The sequence below is a fragment of the Mycoplasma sp. 1232 genome, assembly GCF_034863345.1.
GTDB lineage: Bacteria > Bacillota_I > Bacilli_A > Mycoplasmatales > Metamycoplasmataceae > Mycoplasmopsis.
The window spans coordinates 1-18,353 of sequence record NZ_JAYFFB010000005.1; the positions used below are offsets into that span (position 1 = coordinate 1).

Annotated in this window: 23 protein-coding genes and 1 pseudogene; all 24 read left to right on the top strand. The window is 31.1% G+C overall.

Annotated elements, in window-relative coordinates; translation table 4 throughout:
* Window positions 1-149 precede the first annotated feature (149 nt).
* Window positions 150-1,544 carry a preprotein translocase subunit SecY gene (gene secY, locus VBM88_RS01515; RefSeq protein ID WP_323176691.1) on the top strand — a complete coding sequence of 465 codons (1,395 nt, stop codon included), beginning with the start codon at window positions 150-152 and terminating at the stop codon, window positions 1,542-1,544.
* The gene (locus tag VBM88_RS01520) at window positions 1,538-2,212 is read left to right on the top strand and encodes a nucleoside monophosphate kinase (RefSeq protein WP_323176690.1); all 675 of its coding nucleotides are present in this window, start codon (window positions 1,538-1,540) and stop codon (window positions 2,210-2,212) included. The genes secY and VBM88_RS01520 overlap by 7 nt, the downstream gene beginning before the upstream one ends.
* A 57-nt stretch (window positions 2,213-2,269) precedes the next feature.
* Window positions 2,270-3,016: a type I methionyl aminopeptidase gene (map, locus tag VBM88_RS01525; RefSeq protein ID WP_323176689.1), complete on the top strand. Its 747-nt coding sequence runs from the start codon at window positions 2,270-2,272 to the stop codon at window positions 3,014-3,016.
* The gene (infA, locus tag VBM88_RS01530; RefSeq protein WP_257089261.1) at window positions 3,017-3,232 is read left to right on the top strand and encodes a translation initiation factor IF-1; all 216 of its coding nucleotides are present in this window, start codon (window positions 3,017-3,019) and stop codon (window positions 3,230-3,232) included.
* 12 nt (window positions 3,233-3,244) lie between these two features.
* Window positions 3,245-3,358, top strand: coding sequence for a 50S ribosomal protein L36 (rpmJ, locus tag VBM88_RS01535; RefSeq protein ID WP_257089263.1), 114 nt, complete (start codon window positions 3,245-3,247; stop codon window positions 3,356-3,358).
* Window positions 3,359-3,377: 19 nt separating this feature from the next.
* Entirely contained in the window at window positions 3,378-3,746 is a 369-nt protein-coding gene (rpsM, locus tag VBM88_RS01540) for a 30S ribosomal protein S13 (RefSeq protein ID WP_257089265.1), read from the top strand.
* Between the two features lie 2 nt (window positions 3,747-3,748).
* Window positions 3,749-4,138, top strand: a complete 390-nt coding sequence (gene rpsK / locus VBM88_RS01545) for a 30S ribosomal protein S11 (protein ID WP_257089267.1) — start codon at window positions 3,749-3,751, stop codon at window positions 4,136-4,138.
* 17 nt (window positions 4,139-4,155) lie between these two features.
* Window positions 4,156-5,172 carry a DNA-directed RNA polymerase subunit alpha gene (locus tag VBM88_RS01550; RefSeq protein WP_257089269.1) on the top strand — a complete coding sequence of 339 codons (1,017 nt, stop codon included), beginning with the start codon at window positions 4,156-4,158 and terminating at the stop codon, window positions 5,170-5,172.
* Window positions 5,165-5,536 carry a 50S ribosomal protein L17 gene (gene rplQ, locus VBM88_RS01555; RefSeq protein ID WP_323176688.1) on the top strand — a complete coding sequence of 124 codons (372 nt, stop codon included), beginning with the start codon at window positions 5,165-5,167 and terminating at the stop codon, window positions 5,534-5,536. The genes VBM88_RS01550 and rplQ overlap by 8 nt, the downstream gene beginning before the upstream one ends.
* 261 nt (window positions 5,537-5,797) lie before the next feature.
* A complete protein-coding gene (locus tag VBM88_RS01560; RefSeq protein ID WP_323176687.1) occupies window positions 5,798-6,634 on the top strand; it encodes a phosphate acyltransferase in 837 nt (278 codons plus the stop codon).
* A 2-nt stretch (window positions 6,635-6,636) separates the two neighbouring features.
* Window positions 6,637-7,833, top strand: a complete 1,197-nt coding sequence (locus VBM88_RS01565; protein ID WP_323176686.1) for an acetate/propionate family kinase — start codon at window positions 6,637-6,639, stop codon at window positions 7,831-7,833.
* Window positions 7,820-8,281 carry a pantetheine-phosphate adenylyltransferase gene (gene coaD / locus VBM88_RS01570; RefSeq protein WP_323176685.1) on the top strand — a complete coding sequence of 154 codons (462 nt, stop codon included), beginning with the start codon at window positions 7,820-7,822 and terminating at the stop codon, window positions 8,279-8,281. The genes VBM88_RS01565 and coaD overlap by 14 nt, the downstream gene beginning before the upstream one ends.
* Before the next feature lie 4 nt (window positions 8,282-8,285).
* Entirely contained in the window at window positions 8,286-8,879 is a 594-nt protein-coding gene (yihA, locus tag VBM88_RS01575) for a ribosome biogenesis GTP-binding protein YihA/YsxC (protein ID WP_323176684.1), read from the top strand.
* Window positions 8,866-10,479, top strand: coding sequence for an MAG1430 family protein (locus VBM88_RS01580; protein ID WP_323176683.1), 1,614 nt, complete (start codon window positions 8,866-8,868; stop codon window positions 10,477-10,479). The genes yihA and VBM88_RS01580 overlap by 14 nt, the downstream gene beginning before the upstream one ends.
* 169 nt (window positions 10,480-10,648) lie before the next feature.
* Window positions 10,649-12,082 (top strand): pyruvate kinase, encoded by a 1,434-nt coding sequence (pyk, locus tag VBM88_RS01585; RefSeq protein ID WP_323176682.1) that lies wholly within the window; start codon window positions 10,649-10,651, stop codon window positions 12,080-12,082.
* 154 nt (window positions 12,083-12,236) lie between these two features.
* Complete coding sequence (locus VBM88_RS01590; protein WP_323176681.1) at window positions 12,237-13,889, top strand: ribonuclease J; 1,653 nt, start codon at window positions 12,237-12,239, stop codon at window positions 13,887-13,889.
* Window positions 13,890-13,897: 8 nt separating this feature from the next.
* A complete protein-coding gene (locus VBM88_RS01595) occupies window positions 13,898-14,239 on the top strand; it encodes a thioredoxin family protein (protein WP_257089285.1) in 342 nt (113 codons plus the stop codon).
* A 201-nt stretch (window positions 14,240-14,440) separates the two neighbouring features.
* The gene (gene rpsJ / locus VBM88_RS01600; protein WP_257089286.1) at window positions 14,441-14,746 is read left to right on the top strand and encodes a 30S ribosomal protein S10; all 306 of its coding nucleotides are present in this window, start codon (window positions 14,441-14,443) and stop codon (window positions 14,744-14,746) included.
* A gap of 33 nt (window positions 14,747-14,779) precedes the next feature.
* A pseudogene (gene rplC / locus VBM88_RS01605) lies at window positions 14,780-15,403 on the top strand (50S ribosomal protein L3); the annotation flags it as partial.
* Between the two features lie 171 nt (window positions 15,404-15,574).
* Window positions 15,575-16,303, top strand: a complete 729-nt coding sequence (gene rplD / locus VBM88_RS01610; RefSeq protein WP_323680286.1) for a 50S ribosomal protein L4 — start codon at window positions 15,575-15,577, stop codon at window positions 16,301-16,303.
* On the top strand, window positions 16,303-16,770 hold the full coding sequence (gene rplW / locus VBM88_RS01615; protein ID WP_257089292.1) for a 50S ribosomal protein L23: 468 nt from the start codon (window positions 16,303-16,305) through the stop codon (window positions 16,768-16,770). The genes rplD and rplW overlap by 1 nt, the downstream gene beginning before the upstream one ends.
* A 114-nt stretch (window positions 16,771-16,884) precedes the next feature.
* Window positions 16,885-17,730 (top strand): 50S ribosomal protein L2, encoded by an 846-nt coding sequence (gene rplB / locus VBM88_RS01620; RefSeq protein ID WP_323176678.1) that lies wholly within the window; start codon window positions 16,885-16,887, stop codon window positions 17,728-17,730.
* Window positions 17,730-18,008: a 30S ribosomal protein S19 gene (gene rpsS / locus VBM88_RS01625; protein WP_257089297.1), complete on the top strand. Its 279-nt coding sequence runs from the start codon at window positions 17,730-17,732 to the stop codon at window positions 18,006-18,008. Before rplB ends, rpsS begins: the two co-directional genes overlap by 1 nt.
* Window positions 18,008-18,352 (top strand): 50S ribosomal protein L22, encoded by a 345-nt coding sequence (gene rplV / locus VBM88_RS01630; protein WP_257089299.1) that lies wholly within the window; start codon window positions 18,008-18,010, stop codon window positions 18,350-18,352. Before rpsS ends, rplV begins: the two co-directional genes overlap by 1 nt.
* The last annotated feature ends 1 nt before the right edge of the window (window position 18,353 follow it).

Sequence of the window (18,353 nt, forward strand, 5' to 3'; positions counted from 1 at the left end):
ATTCAGACATTTTAATGAATTATTAAAATAACTATTCAGTTTTCAAAGAATATTTCACACCTTTAATGGTGTTTTTTTATTAACTCAAACTATGAAAAAAAATATTTTGTTATATAATACCAATATATTTTAAAAAAGGGGCGAGCACATTGGGTAATTTAATCTATAAAACAAAAAATAGATTAAGAGCATTCTTCACAAATAAGGATTTAACGAAGAAGGCTATTTTTACTTTACTCATGTTGGCTATCTATATTTTAGGAACAACTATAACATTACCATTTGTAAAGATTAAAAATGAAGATGCAATTAGTAGTAACTCTTTTTTAAATACATTAAACTTAATTGGTGGTGGAGGACTTAGACAGTTCTCACTATTTGCTTTAGGCATTAGTCCATTTATTAATGCTTCTCTTATAATGATGATTTTACAATCAAAAATATTCCCTCCAATCTATAAATTAAGTCAGAGTGGGCCGCAAGGTAGAAGAAAAATAAATATTATTACTAGATTGTTAACAATTGTTATTGCTTATCCACAAGCTGTTTTCTTAATTAAAACGCTTGGTAATGGAAATAGTCAATTCATTGAGTTGGATGGATACGGAATTGTATCAAAAGAATTTTTAACATTCTTTATGATTCCGATGGTTTTAACTTCTGCTTCATTATTTGCTTTATTTATTTCAGAACAAATCACAAATAAAGGAATTGGAAATGGAACAAGTTTAATTATTTTCACAGGTATTGCTGCTAGGTTACCATTCCAATTTAAAGAAGCATTCTTACATTACATAGGTGTTGATTTATCTGGTTCAAGTGGGGCACTTGTTGGTATAGTCAATTTCTTTACATATATACTTGTTTACTTACTTGTTTTAATGATTATAGCTATTGTTTATGTAGCAGAAAGACATATACCTATCCAACAAATAGGAGCAGGTAGATCTAAATCTAAAAAAGACATTGGTTTCTTACCTATTAAACTAAATCCAGCCGGAATTATGCCTATTATCTTTGCTATGATGGTTTTATCATTCCCGACAATGATTGCAAACATACTACCAGATGATAATGCATCAAAACAATGAATTAACCAAAATATGCAATTTACCCAACCAATTGGATTTACATTACTTATAGTTGTTATTTTTGCATTCTCATTAGTTATGGGAATTCAACAATCAAAAGTTGATAAGATAGCTGAAGATTTCGCTAAAAATTCAACATTTATTCCAGGCGTAAGACCAGGAGAAGAAACACAAGATTACTTAATTGGGATTGTATTTAGATTAAGTGTGTTTTCATCATTCTATTTATTAGCGTTAGGAAGTATGCAATTTGTTGAAATTATGGCTGGTATTTTACCTAGTGTAATTTCATTCGGTGGTACAGGTCTTATGATTTTAGTAAGTGTTGCACTTGAAACAGTAGGGCAATTACAAGCAAGAATTAAATCAAATAATTTATCAAAAGCAAAAAGAGAATCAATTAAAAATATTGAAAGCAACTCAGCAGAAAACGTAGAAGGTTTATTATGATAAATAAAATAAATAAAAATGTGATTTTTATGGGACAACCAGGAGCAGGAAAAGGTACTGTTGCTTCTTTATTGTCAAAAACAAGCAATTTAATTCATTTATCAACAGGTAACATTTTTAGAAACGAAATAGCACAAAAAACAGAACTTGGTCTTAAAGTTCAAAACATTGTGACAACAGGTGGATATGTACCCGATGAAATCACAAATAAAATTGTTGAAAATGCAATCTTAAAATTAAAAGAAAATAACCAATTTTTTATCCTAGATGGTTTTCCTAGAACTAAAGCTCAAGCTGAGTTCTTAAATTCGCTTAAAGACTTTGAATTTGTGGTTATTGAGCTTCAAGTAAATAATGAAGAAATCATTAAGCGTTTAAGTGGAAGAAGAACATGTGTAAATTGTGGTGCAGGCTACCATGTAGAATTCCAACCACCTAAAGTAGAAGGTGTTTGTGATGTTTGTTCTAATCAAATTATTCAACGTGCAGACGACACACCTGAACGTATTGAACACAGATTAAAAATCTATGAAGAACAAACAAAACCATTGATTGACTACTACAAATCGCTGGATGAATTAAGAGTTGTAGATGCTTCAGCTACACCTGAAGAAGTTGCAAAACAGGTACTTGAAATTTTGCAAAAAAGTGATAAAATAAATAAACTTTAAAATATCTAACATATATGTTAGATTATTTTATTTTTTACAGAGAAAGGTGATCTAATTATGTCTTGAGTAAAAACAGAAGAAGAAATTCAAAAGATTACCAAATCTTGTCAAATCTTGGCAGAAGTCAAGCAAATAGTTTGAGACTTTGTAAGACCAGGGGTTTCTTTAAAAGATATTGATCAATTGGCTTTTAAAGAAATAATCAAACGTGGAGCCAAACCTGCATTTAAAGGTTATCAAGGTTTTCCAAGTACAGCATGTATATCAGTTAATGAACAATTGATCCATGGAATACCTACGGATCGTATCGTAGAAGAAGGCGACATTGTTAGTGTTGACTTAGGATGCATCTGAGAAGGTTTTTATAGTGATAGTGCCTTCACTAAACCAGTTGGAAAAGTTTCGCCTCTAGATCAGAAACTTATTGATGTAGCTAAAGGAGCTTTTGAAGCTGGATTAAAAGCGATTAAAAAAGGTGCTAGAACAGGTGATATATCTTATGCAATAGGTGAATATATCCATAAGCACGGTTTATTTACACCAAGAGACTTTTGTGGTCATGGAATCGGAAGAAGATTACATGAAGATCCTAATATTTTCAATGAAGGTAAAAAAGGAACTGGTCCATTGCTTAAAGATGGTATGGTAATTTGTATTGAGCCAATGATTGCCCAAACTAATAAATTTATTCAACTTAGAGATGGGTGAACAATAGTTAGCGCCAATAATACAAGAACAGCTCATTATGAACACACTGTACTCATCAAAAATGGAAAAGGAATCGTGTTAACGAAAGGAATCTAATTGGCAAAAGATGCTATTAAAATAAAAGGTGTTGTCAAAGAAGTTTTTACAATTGATGATTATTCAGTAGAACTTGAAAATGGCATCACAATTAAAGCTCATATTTCTGGAAAGATGAGAATTAACCACATTCGTATCTTACCAGGTGATTCAGTTGATGTCGAAGTAAGTCCTTATGATACAACACAAGGACGTATTACTTACAGACACAAGTAATAAGGAGAACTAATGAAAGTTAGAGCAAGTGTTAAAAAAATGTGTAAAGACTGTAAAATCATTAAACGTAGAGGAATTATCCGTGTTATTTGTGTTCAACCAAAACACAAACAAAGACAAGGGTAATTGTTAGAAAGGATTTTAAATGGCTAGAATTTTAAACGTCGAAATCCCAAACAATAAACGTGTTGTTATTTCATTAACATACATTTATGGAATTGGAAGAACATTAGCAAAAGAAATTTGTAAAGTAGCAAACATTAGCGAAGATGCTCGTGTAAAAGATTTATCAGAAGAAGAATTATCAAGAATTCGTGAAGCAGCTAAAGTTTACACAACAGAAGGTGACTTACGTAGAGAAGTTTCATTAAACATCAAACGTTTAATGGAAATCAAATGCTACCGTGGAATGAGACACCGTAAAGGATTACCAGTTCGTGGACAAAGTACTCAAAAGAATGCTCGTACACGTAAGGGTCCAAGAAAAACTGTAGCAGGAAAGAAAGGTAAATAATAATGGCTCGTAAAACTAAGAAAAAGAACATTACAAGTGGTGTAGCACACATCCACTCAACAAACCAAAACACAATTGTTACTTTTGCTGATGAAAACGGGAATGTTATTGCTTGAAGTTCAGCAGGAGCAATTGGATACAAAGGTACTAAAAAGAAAACTCCATATGCTGCCGGTTTAGCTGCACAAGCTGCTGCTGAAGCTGCTAAAGAACACGGAATCAAAACAGTTAAAGTTGAATTAAAAGGTCTTGGAGCTGGAAAAGATGCTGCTAGAAAACAAATCGAAGTTAGCGGTATTACAGTAACAGAAATCAAAGATGTTACACCAGTTCCACACAACGGAACAAGACCACCAAAACGTATCTTAAAACGTGAACGTATGAAAAAATAATTCAAAAGAGGTAAACAATGGAAAAAATGAAAAAATTGGTTTACTTAGATAAACCTGTAATCCACAAAAGAGATGATGTTGCTGAAACAACTTTTGTATTAAGAGGTCTTGAAAGAGGTTTTGGTAATACATTAGCTGTTCCTTTAAGAAGAACATTATTATCAACAATTTCATCATTAGCACCATTTGCAGTTAAAATCGAAGGTGTTGATCATGAATTCCAAACAATCAAAGATGTTACAGAAGATGTTATTACTTTATTAATGAATTTACGTAAAGTTCGTTTTGCTTACAACCCTAACGTTGTTAAAGACAACGAAATTGTAAAAGTTACATTACAATCAGAAGCTCCTGGAGAAGTTACTTCAAGATCACTTAAAGTAGTTTCACACCCAGGTGTTCAAGTTATTGATACAAACATTAAGTTAGCTACAGTTATGAATGCTAAGGCTCTTAATGTTGAAATTTACTTACGTTCAGGACGTGGATTTGTTTCATTTGATGAAAACAAAGCTTACATTTCTAAACGTAAAAAAGATGATTTAGCTCCAATGAGTGACATTAAAAAAGGTGAATTTATCGCAGTTGATTCAAACTTCTCACCAATCAAAAAAGTTTACTACAACATCAAAGAAATGAACTCAGCTTCAAACAGAATTGAAGAAGAACTTGAGTTTAACATTGAAACAGATGGAACAGTAGATGCAAAAGATGCTCTTAGACAAGCGGCTGACATTTTAATTGGTCTTCTTGAAGTAATCGGAGACACAGATAAAATGAAAGTTGATATCTTTGAAGAAATCGTTGAAAAACCAGAAGAAAAACAAGAAGATGACATCGATATTTCACAAATGAACTTATCAGTTCGTTCAGCTAATGCACTTAGAAAAATTAAGAAAACTAAATTATCACAAATTAGAGAACTTACAGTTTCACAATTAGAGCAAACAAAGAACTTAGGTAGAAAATCAATTCAAGAAATCATTGATAAAGTTAAAGATTACGGTTTTGAATTAAGAGAAGGAGATGAGTAATATGGCAAACCCAACACAAATCTATTCACGTGACACTAAATGAAGAAACGGTGTGATGCGTTCACTTGTTAGTGAATTATACGTAAACGGAAGAATTGTTACAACTTTAACAAGAGCAAAAGAATTAAGAAGACACGCTGAAAAAATGATTCAAAAAGCTAAAAACCCTACATTAGCAAACAGACGTGCTGTTGCAGGTTTCTTACGTCCAATTAAAACTAAAGATGGTAAAGCTGTATTATCATACTTATTTGATGATATTGCACCAAAATACTCACAAAGAAACGGTGGATACACAAGAATTATTAAATTACCTCGTCGTCAAGGTGATTCAACACGTATGGCAATTATTGAATTAGTTTAATCTTTACTTTTTAATAATAAATATGAGTTTTATATATAGATATCAGTTTACATTCAAACTGATATTTTTTTATTTAACACTAAATAACTTAGTTATATACAATTAACATAAAACTAAACTATTGGTATAATATAACAAACTAAAAAGGATACTATGCTTTTACACTCAATATTTTGAAAAATTAAACACAAAAAGCACCAATACACAGTGCTTTTACTAGATACTTATTCACCTTCTCAAAGGTTCTGAATAAACAAATTAATGCTCAATAAAAACATCATAATCAACTACTTATCATTTAAAAACTCAAATGATAAACACGATGTTTTTGTCTCATTTGACGAAATCCAAAAAGTTAAGCAAAACTACATACAATCTAGATTAAAAAAACAACCTAATTTAGATTTAAATCAACTTGACCTTGAGTTTGATTCAAACACTAGAAACATCGTTGGTATGTACATTGCTAAAACACAAAAATATGACGTTGTCGTTGGAGGATATAACACAACTTCAAAATCATTTTATCGTAGTGCTCTAAGGGTTTTAGATAAAACAACAAGCACAATTTCATCAGCAATGGTGCTTAATAAAAAATCACAAACTTATGTAGTTTCTGATCCTTCTTTTATTATTGAACCAACTGAAGAACAATTAGTTGATATAACTAAAAATGCTATGGACTTTAGCAAAAAAGTTCTTGATAAACCAACTGGTGCATTTATGGCCTTTTCAACAAATGGTTCAAACTCAAGTGCACAAGCTTTAAAAATGTCAAATGCAGCAAAATTGTTTTCAGAAAAATATCCACACGAAAATGTGTATGCAAGTGAAGTTCAAGTTGATGCAGCGTTAAATAACAAAATAAGAGAGAAAAAAGATTTATTCAATTACCAAGATGCTAATGTATTTGTATTTCCTGATTTAAATTCAGCTAATATATCTTACAAATTTATTCAGCAGTTAGGTAAATTCAATGCGTATGGTCCTTTTGTTTTAGGATTTAATCAAACCGTTGCAGACTTATCAAGGGGAGCAACAACAAAAGATATAATAGGAACAATTCTTATTTCGATTTTAATCACAAACAAGGAGTAATAATGAATAAAAAAGTTTTAGTAATCAATGCAGGAAGTAGCTCAATTAAATTAAGTTTATTTAATAAAGAATCATTAGAATTAATAGCTAGTGGTATTGCTGAAAGAATTACATTACCTGAGGGAGCTATTTCAATTAAATTCAATGGTCAAAAATTTGAAAAAACAGTAGCAATGCCAAATCACGAAGTCGCTGTTAACAAATTATATGAATTAATGGAAGAAATTAACTTAATCCACCAACCAGAAGAAATTGAATACATTGGATTTAGAATTGTTCAAGGTGGTACATACTTTAACAATACAGCAAAAATCACAGATGAAGTAATTAACATTGTAGATAAAGTTGCAATTTATGCGCCATTACATAACCCAGGAGCAGTCCAATCAATTTACGGATTTAGAAAAGTTTTCCCACACGCTAAATTATCAGGTGACTTCGATACAGCATTCCATACAACAATTAACAAAGTAAATAGCTCATATGCATTACCAAAAGAATTAGTAGAAAAATACGAAATCAAAAGATATGGTGCTCACGGAATTTCACACCAATACATTACAGAAAAACTCGGTCAAATCTTAGACAAAGAAACTGTAACATTTGTTAATATGCACTTAGGAAACGGTGGTTCATTATGTGCTGTTAAGGATTCAAAATCATTTGACACATCAATGGGACTTACACCATTAGCTGGAATAATGATGGGAACAAGAAGTGGTGACATTGACCCTTCAATTCATCAATTTGTTATGAACCAATCAGGTTTAGATATCAATCAATTCACTGATATTTTAAATAAACAAAGTGGTCTTTTAGGTGTTTCTACAATTTCTTCAGATATGAGAGATATTTGCGCTGCAGCAAACAATGGAAATGTAGATGCACAATTTGCACTTGAACTTTACTCACAAAAAATTGCTGACTATGTAGCAGTTTATGCAAACAAAATTGGTGGTAAACCAGATGCGCTTGTTTTCACAGCTGGAATTGGAGAAAACACACCTATTATTAGACAAATGATTGCAGATAAATTATTCTTCAAAAACATTAAATTAAACTCAGAAGTTAACCATGGACCAATTGGTGAATTCGCTTTAATTTCTGCACCTGATTCAGAAGTTCCAGTTTATGTAATTAGAACAAATGAAGAATTAGTTATTGCAAGAAACGCAATTAAAATTTATGAACAAAACTAAAATAGCTTTATTTCCTGGATCATTCGATCCATTTCATAAAGGTCACGAATCAATAGTGCAAAAAGCTACCGAGCTTTTTGACAAACTTTATGTTGTTGTAACTTACAATCCTGATAAAGATAATATTGAAAGAATTGAAGAAAATTTTGAAGCAATTAAAAATAAATATCAAGAAAACGATAAAGTTGTTGTCTTAAAAAACTACTTTGATTTAACAGCTGATTTAGCTCATCAATTAAATGCAAAATGACTTGTACGTAGTGCTAGAAATCAAATCGACTTTAATTATGAACTAAAATTAGCTACAGCAAATAATGCTTTAAATAATAATCTTGAAACAATCATAATAATGCCTGATTATGAAAACTCAAATATTTCTTCAACTCAAATCAGACAACGGCATAAAGAACAAATAGAAAAAGCAAAACAAAACAAAAAAGGAATTTAGGACAATGTTTAAATTTATTAAATCATCTACAAACAGGACAAATTGATACGAACATCCAAATTATGAAGTTGCTTTTTGAGGTCGCTCAAACGTTGGAAAAAGTTCATTAATCAACGCAATTGTTGAAAATAAGAAATTAGCAAAAACATCTAAGACACCAGGTCGTACACAATTAATTAACTATTTTGAAAATGAATTTGGAGCAGTTTTAGTTGACTTACCAGGTTATGGTTACGCAAAAATTTCGCAAACTCAAAAAGATAAAATGATTAAGATGATTTATGAATATTTAATTGAAAGAAAAAACCTTAGATGTGTTTACTTATTAATTGATTCTAGACACGGAATTACTAATACAGACGTTCCTGAATTAAATTTTTTAATATCAAATAATATAAACTTTAAGTTAGTTTTCACAAAAACTGACAAACTTAAACAAAAAGACAAAAACCAACTATTAAATCACATTAAAAGCTTACGTAATGAACTTGGAAACTTTGAGTATTTCTTAGTTTCTTCAGAAAAAAAAGTCGGAATTGAGCAACTTAGTGATGATTTAACACAAACTCTTTCAGGAGATGAAAATGAAATTGACTAAACAAACATTAAAACCATTATTACTTTTAGGTGGTTCAGTTGTTGTTCTTGGTGGAATAGCAGCTACATCAGCATTATTGATTAAACAATCAAAGAAAAAAACTAATATAGATTATGCAGATTTTAATCTAAATGTTACTGGCTCATTAACTAAAGATAAACATTTAGCTTCTGAATATGCAACAAATCCATTAGTTCCTATTAGTGGAACAAGATGAGATAATTCAGCTTGAATTAAAGAACTTACAGCTGCTAAAATCCAAACTGAAAGTGATAAAAATCAAGTTGATAATATTAAGTCATTTGAATTAACAGCAAGCAATGGAATGGTATTTAATGCGATTGCTCAAGAAGCTAGAGATCAAGGTTATAGAATTGAGTTTGTTTCATATGCAAACGATTTAACAGGTACATTATTGCTTAAAATGTTAGTTAAAGATAAAAATGCAAATACAGTTAAAACTCACATTTTTGAATTAACTGGTTTTGCAACATTGACTACTAAAAATCCATATGCTAATTTAACGATTGCTACATTAACTGCTGATACTGAAAAATTATTTAAAGAATTCAAATCTTCAGACGCATTAAAAACACACTTTGAAGCCTTAGAGCAAGATAAAAAAGTTGAATTTATTAAAAATCATTTCTCAACAAAAGAATCATCTAAATTGACTGATTTTAATTGAAGCAGTCTGCAAGTTACATTTGAGGACAAAATAATGAAATTAAGTATTTCATACAACTTAAATGTATTAGCTGCTACAAAAGAAAATTTAAGTGCACAATCAGTGTTTAATTTAGAAGAGAATAATAAAGTTGATGCTAATGTTGATTTATCATTCTTAGATGCTGTTAGACCGACAATTGAAAATTATTCATTAGTTTCAACAGGTTCATTAGATAAATCAACTCATTTAGCTTCAGAATTTGCTAGTTCTCCAATTCTTCAAATCGGTGATACAAATTGAAACAAAGATAAATGATTATCAGAACTTAAAACTCAAAATGTAATGACTTCAGAACAAGCTGCTAAAACTGACACAGGTAAATCATTTACATTTGTTTATAATGATGATGCAACAACTGAAAATATCTTCTACACTATGTCAAACATCGAATTTACATCATATGCAAATGATGAAACAGGAACTTTATATTTACAATTTAAGAAACTAAATAGTGAAAATGAAGCTACTGAACAATATGTTTATGAGTTAACAGGATTTGCAACAGTTGCTGCAGATAATAAATATTCAACATTAATTGCTAAATCACTTACATTAAATGAAGAAAAATTAAAAGCTAACTACTCATCTATTCAGACATTAAACGATTATCTAACTACTTTAAATGAAGAAACTAAACCTGAATTTATCAAAGCTAACTTTGATTTACAAGTCAATGATTTAGTTGCAATTGATTGAGCGCAATCAACAATTACAATGGCAGATAACACATTAAATGTTCATTTAGTATTCAATCAAAACATTTTAAAAGCTACAAAAGATGATTTAACTGCTAAATCTATATTTGCATTAACAAGTGATAATACAATTGAACTTAGTCAAGATGTTTCATTTTTAAATCAACAAGCTTAATAAATTATTTGTGTACACAATGTTCTAACAATTAGGACATTGTGTTTTTTATTCCTTGTGCATAGGAATAAAAATATAGAACTAATTACAAACTACCATAAGGTAAAACTTGAAAAATGTTGTAAAATATGTTTATATTTTAAATATATATTTAATTACTAGGAGCAATATGAAAATTACTGATAAAAGAACTAAATTAGTTGCTACAATTGGTCCATCAAGTGATAACTATGATATGTTATTATCATTAGTTCAAAATGGTGTAACAACAATTAGAGCAAACTTTAGCCACGGTTCACACGAAGAACAATTAAATAAATTTACATTAGGAAAAAGAGTTTCACAAGAATTAAAAGTTCCAGTTTCTCTTATGTTAGATACTAAAGGACCTGAAATTCGTATTGGAAAAATGAAAGATGGAGCTCAAGTTGTGCAATCAGGTACAGAAATGATCATCTACACAACACAAGATAAATATCTTTCACACGAAGGTACATCAACAGAAATTACAGTTGCATATGATATGGCACAAGACTTATCTGTTGGAAACCAAGTTTTAATTGATGATGGTAAATTATCAACAGTAGTTACAGAAGTTGGAAATGGTTACGTAAAAGTTAAAGCTGAAAACACACACAAATTAAAAACAAACAAACGTGTTAACTTACCAGGTGTTGACTTCTCATTACCATTCTTAGCTGAAAAAGACATCAACGACGTTAAATTCGGAATTAAAAGTGGAATTAACTATGTTGCTGCTTCATTCGTTAACTCAGCCAAAAATGTTAAAGAATTAAGAAAATTATTAGATGACAACGGTGGAAAACACATTCAAATCTTCTCAAAAATTGAATCACACTTAGGATGTGTAAACATTGATGAAATTATTGAAGCATCAGACGGTATTATGGTTGCTCGTGGAGACTTAGGATTAGAAATTCCTTACTACGATGTTCCATACTATGAAAAAATGTTCATTAGAAAATGTCGTGAAGCTGGTAAACCAGTTATCGTTGCAACACAAATGTTAGACTCAATGGAAAACTCACCACACCCAACACGTGCTGAAGTTACAGACGTTTACTACGCAGTTGAATTAGGAGCTGACTCAACAATGCTTTCAGGAGAAAGTGCAAACGGTTCATTCCCATTAGAAGCTGTTAAAACAATGTCAGCTATTTCAAGAAGAGCAGAAAAAGAATTCTACTCAAGAAACTACTACGAAATTCAATTAGAAAAAGTTTGAAAAAATTCAGATCAATCAAACAAACGTTCACAAATTGCTTACTCAATAGCTCAAAAAGCACAAGAAGGAAAATACAAATATGTTGTTGTTTTATCAAGAACAGGAGCTTTATTAAAAGAAGTTGCTAAATTCAGACCTAACTCAACAGTTATTGGTATTGTAAATGATCCATTATTAATCAATGCATTCGGTTCATATTCATCAGTATGAAACTCAGTTGATTCAGAATCATTATTCCCACTTGTAAAACAAGATCACGAAAATGCTGTTTCAGCATTAGAACCATACGGAATTCAACAAGGAGATGCTTTCTTAGTTGTTGAAAACGATCAAATTACAGAACACGTTGTTAAGTAATTTGCATTAAGTAATTAATTACTAAAACACCTATGTATTAGGTGTTTTTATTTTTACCCTCAAAAAATCAATTTGCTATAATTAAAAAATTAATTAGCAAACTAATTATTCCTTACTTTTAAAACACATAATACATAATGAAAGAGAGAAAAATATGGAAAATGTAAATATTTTCGCTCTTGGAGGACAAGACGAAAACGGTAAAAACTGTTATGTTTTTGAATATAATGATGACATTTTTATAGTTAATGCAGGTGCTAAGGTGCCTTTAAATATGTCAAATGGTGTTAATACACTTATTCCAAATTTCGATTATTTAATCAAAAACAAAGACAGAATTAAAGGTTTATTCATCACAGACATTAAGAATGAAACATTCAGTGCAATCCCTTGATTATTAATGAAAATTCCTAACCTTAAAATCTATACTTCTGCATTTAATCAAGTTTTAGTTATTGACAGAATTACAAAATACGATATTCAACTTAAAAAAGGACAAGTTCAAGTTATTAGACAAAAACTTCAATTTGGTGATTTAACAATCGTTCCTTTTGGACTAACAGGTTCAATGCCTGGAAACATTGGGTTTAACTTCCAAACCAAAACAGGTGACTACTTATTTATGTTTAACTATGTTGAAGGTAACTTAGGAATTTATGGAAAAGTTTACTTCCCATTACTTGCAAAATACTTTGAAGGTAGAAAAATTGTAGCTATCGTTTCAGATGCTGGTAAATCAAATGTTTCAGGTAGAGGAATTGAAAAATATAATGCATATACCGAACTTGATAATATTTTCAAGAAAGCAAATCCTGATGAAAAAATAATTATTGGTGCCTATGGTGAAGAAATGGTTACATTGCAACAAGTTTTAGATTTAGCAATCAAATACAATAGGCCAGTAGTTCCATACGGAAAAACATATGCTGATTTATTAGATTTAATTTCTAAATTCTCAACAGTAGTGCCATTACCAAAATTAATTGACCACAGACAAATTAATAAGCATTCAAATGCTATTGTTTTAATTACTGCATCAACTGAAAGACTTTATTCACGTTTCAATAGAATTACAGAAAATAATGACGTTTATTTAAAAATTAAACCTAGTGACACTGTAATTATGTTGGCTCCACCAGTTAATGGTCTTGAGTCTGATTATGCACAGACAATGGATGAAATAGCTAAAATCACGCACAACCTATTTGATATTAGTGAAAAAATGTTCTTCTACGTAAGGCCTACAAGAGATGATTTAGTTTCACTTGTAAAAGTTCTTAAACCAGATGTATTCATGCCTGCTCAAGGTTTATACAGATATTTAGTTTCAGCTAGTGATTGCATTAATGATGAACTTAAGAATGTTCAAGACATCAATACACTTGTCTTAATGAATGGAAAAATAGCTCACTTTATTGATGGTAAATTATTTAGTCACAATGGAAAAGTTAAAGAAGTCGGAACTACTATTATTGATGGTTTTGGAGTTGGAGATATTTCATCTGAAGTTATTTCTGAAAGAGAATTTTTAGGTAGAGAAGGTGTTATTGTAATCAATATTATGTACGATTCGAAAACACGTAACTTAACAGGACAATTACACATTAATTATGTTGGTGTTATCGATATTTCTGAGCAAGAGCAAATGACTAACTTAATTAAACAAATCGTTATAGATGTAGTTAAATCAAATAGCTGCAAACGTATGTATGATTTAAATGAAAAATTACGTAAAACAATTAGAAAGAAAATATTTAAAGCAACTGATAAAGACCCTATGATTGCTTTATCACTTTTAGCTGTTTAGAGGTGAATATGTTTGAAAATTTAAAATGAGAAGAAGCTAAAAAAATAATTGAAGCTAATAAAGATAACGAATTAATATTCTTAAATTTCACTACTCAATGATGTGGTGATTGTAAAATGATGAGACCTATTGTAGAGGAAATTGCGAAAGAATATGAAGGAAATCATAGAATTCGTTTCATTAATGTGGATGCTGAAGAAGCTCAATTATTCAGAGTTCCTAATACAAAATGACAAGTTTTAAAGGTTCCCACAATGATGTTATTACAAGGTCAAACTATCCAAGAAAAAGCTTATGAATACGTTCCATTTCAGATTTTAAATAACTGAATTTTAAAGAAAATTTCATAAGAAAAAGCTCCTTGATACACGGAGAGGAGTTGCTAGAAATAAAAACAGAAATTTCGGTTTCTGTTTTTTAATTTTTACTATATAATCAATAAGCAACTATAGCTATGAATTTTAAGGTTGCCAACGTGCCAAAATGTTGTTGAGGACACGTTGGGTTTTTAAAAGGAGCTATGTTCAAAATCAAGAACAAAGGAGACAACAATGAGTAAGTTAAACATCAAAGTTAAAGGGTTTGACCATGCATTAGTTGATGCTGCTGCAAAAAGAATTTACGAAATTGCAAAAGCAACAGATGCTAAAGTAAGTGGACCAATTCCTTTACCTACAAAAAGAGATGAAATTACTATCTTAAGATCTGTTCACGTTAACAAGAAAAGCCGTGAACAATTCGAAAGCAGAACACACCAAAGATTAGTTGTAATTACCGATCCTTCTGCTAAAACTCAAGATCAATTACAAAGACTTGAATTACCAGCTGGTGTGGATATTCAAGTTAAAGTTAAATAATCAAATTTAATACCCAATTTTTAAGGAGACAATATGAAAGGAATCTTAGGACGTAAAGTTGGTATGACTCAAATCTTTACTGAATCAGGAAAAAGTGTTCCTGTTACAGTAATCGAAGTACAACCAAATGTTGTTTCAAAAGTTTTAACAAACGACAAAGATGGTTACGTTGCGACACAACTTGCTACAGCTGATAAAAAAGCAAGTAGAGCAAACAAACCTGAAATCGGTCACTTTGCTAAAGCTTCAACAACACCTAAGCGCTTCGTTAAAGAAGTTCGTGATATGTCAGGATACGAACTTGGAGATTTAATTAAAGCTGACATTTTTAAAGCAGGTGAACTTGTAGACGTTACAGGTACATCAAAAGGGAAAGGGTTCGCTGGTACAATCAAAAGACATAACCAACACATCGGACCTAAATCTCACGGTGGAGGTGGAGGATCTCAACCTATTAGACAAACAGGATCACTTGGGGATATCTCAGGTAACCGTGTTTACAAAGGTATGACAATGCCAGGACACCTTGGACATGTTAAAACAACAGTTCAAAACTTAGAAGTTGTTAAAGTAGATGTAGAAAACAACTTATTATTAATCAAAGGTTCAATTCCAGGACCTAAAAAATCATTCGTAGTAGTAAAAGAAGCGGTTAAAGGATTACCAAGCCGTGAAGAAATTAAATTAGTAAACGTTAAAGAAGCTATGTTAATGAACGAACTTATTGAAAAAGCTAAAAAATTCAACATTGAAGTTACAGTTGGAATGAACGCACAACAATTACAAGAATTAATTGATGCTGCAGAAGCAAACAAAGGAGAATAATTTATGGCAGAAACAGTTAAAAAATCTACAACAGCTAAAAAAGCTGCTCCTAAATCAGCTCCAGCTAAAAAAGCTTCAACAAAACCAGCTGCTACAAAATCAGCTAAAGTTACAGTTCAAAAAGACAAAAACGTTGCTAAAGTTGCTCATAAAGCAGATTTACCAGCACAATTATTTGCTAGTGAAAAAATTTATGAACAAGCAGTATTTGACTCAATCTTATCAGAGAGAGCATCAAGAAGACAAGGGACACACAAAGTTAAAAACCGTTCAGAAGTAAGTGGTTCAGGTAAAAAACCTTGAAGACAAAAAGGAACAGGTAGAGCACGTCACAGTTCTATGCGTTCACCAATCTGAGTTGGAGGGGGAAGAGCATTCGGACCTAAACCAAACAGAAACTACTCACTTAAAGTTAATAAGAAAGTTAAATTCCGTGCATTTATTTCAGCTTTAACATTATTAGCACAAGATCAAGCTGTTATCGTTGATGATTTAGCATTAGACACAATCTCAACAAAAACAGTTGCTGCTAAATTAGCTGAATTACAAGTAGCAAACTTAAAACATGTTTTAGTTGTTACACAAAACACAATGGTTTACAAATCAGTTAGAAACTTACCAAACGTTACAGTTGTTAAAGCTAACTCATTAACAGTTGAAGCTGCTATTGCTGCTGACGTTATGATTGTTTCAAACGAAAGTCTTGAATTATTAAAAGGGAGAATTAAATAATGGAATTAACAAGAATCATTAAAGCTCCAGTTTTAACTGAAAAATCAGACATTCAAAGAGCTAAAGGTGTTTACACATTCAAAGTAGACTTCCACGCAAACAAATTCCAAATTGCACAAGCTGTTGAAACAATTTTCCAAGTTAAAGTTGACAAAGTTAGAACAATCAAAGTTGATAAAAAAGCTAAAAACGTAGGACGTTTCCACGGATTTACAAACCGTTACAAAAAAGCTATGGTTACTTTAAAAGAAGGTTCAACATTAAACTATGTTCCATCAGACGCTGAAGAAGCAGTTTTAGCTGAAACTAAAGCTAAAGCAGATGAAGCTAAAAAAGCAAAAGCTTCTAAAGCTTCAGAAGTTGAGAAAAAAGCCGCTGCTAAATTAGCTGCTAAAAAAACAACAGCTAAAAAAGCAAACACAGCAGTTAAGAAAACTACTACAAAACGTAAAGTTGGTGGAGAATAATTAAATCCGATGAACTTTATGTTCAAATCAAACAATTAGTTAAGGGGTTTTAGATAGTTGCTTAAAAGATAATCTTGCAAATCCCCAAATATTTTTAAGCAAAGGAGAAGACAAATGGCTATTAAACATTTTAAGCCAACTACAAATGGTCGTAGAAACATGTCTACTCTTGATTACAGACAAAACTTATCAGGTCACGCTCCAGAAAAATCACTTTTAGTGAATTTAAAAAATCATGCTGGACGTAACAACCAAGGTAAAATTACTGTTAGACATCATGGAGGACGTGTTAAAAGATTCTACAGACTTGTAGACTTTAAACGTAATAAAGATAACATCCCTGCTACAGTAAAAACTATTGAATATGATCCAAACAGATCAGCAAACATTAGTTTAGTTGTATATGCAGATGGAGAAAAAAGATACATTTTAGCTCCTAAAGGTATTAAATTAGGACAAAAAGTTGTTTCAGGAGACAACGTAGATATTATTGTTGGTAACACATTACCACTTTCAAACATTCCTGAAGGTACATTTGTACACAATATTGAAATGCAACCAGGTGCTGGAGGACAAATTGCACGTAGTGCAGGTACATCAGCTCAAATCCTTGGTAAAGATGACAATGGAAAATACGTAGTGTTAAGATTAAAATCTGGTGAAACACGTCGTATCTTAGCTCGTTGCCGTGCAACAATTGGTGTTGTAGGAAACGAAGAACACTTATTAGTAAATATTGGTAAAGCTGGAATTAACAGACACAAAGGTATTAGACCTACAGTACGTGGATCAGTAATGAACCCAGTAGATCACCCACATGGAGGAGGGGAAGGTAAACAACCAGTTGGTCGTAAAGCTCCTCTTACACCATGAGGTAAAAAAGCTCTTGGAGTTAAAACAAGAAAAACTAAGAAATCTTCAAATAAACTTATTTTAAGAAGAAGAAAGGATGCTAAATAATGGCACGTAGTCTTAAAAAAGGTCCATTCGCAGATGACCATTTACTTAAAAAAGTAGATGCTATCGTTGAGGGAAAAGCGCCTAAAAAACCAATTAAAACTTGATCAAGACGTTCAACAATTTTCCCTAACTTCGTTGGATTAACATTTGCAGTTCACAACGGAAAACAATTTGTTGAAGTTTACGTTACAGATGACATGGTAGGTCACAAATTAGGAGAATTCTCACCAACTAGAACATTCTCTGGTCACGGTGCAGATAAAGGGAAGAAGAAATAATGCAAAAACAACAAGCAAAAGCTCACGTTAAATTGCAAAGAGTTAGTGTATCTAAAGCTAAATTAGTTGCAAACTTATTTAGAGGTAAAGATGTAACTGTTGCTTTAGGGTTATTACACAACACAAACAAAAAATCAGCTCCTATTTTCATCAAGTTATTAAACTCAGCTGTTGCTAACGCAACACACAACCATGGTTTAGATGCTACAAAATTATTCGTAAAAGAAGTTTATGTAAATGAAGGTCCGACTCTTAAAAGATTCCAACCAAGAAGCCAAGGTAGAGCTTACTCTATCTTAAAACGTACATCAAATTTATCAATCACATTAGAGGAGAGAAATTAAT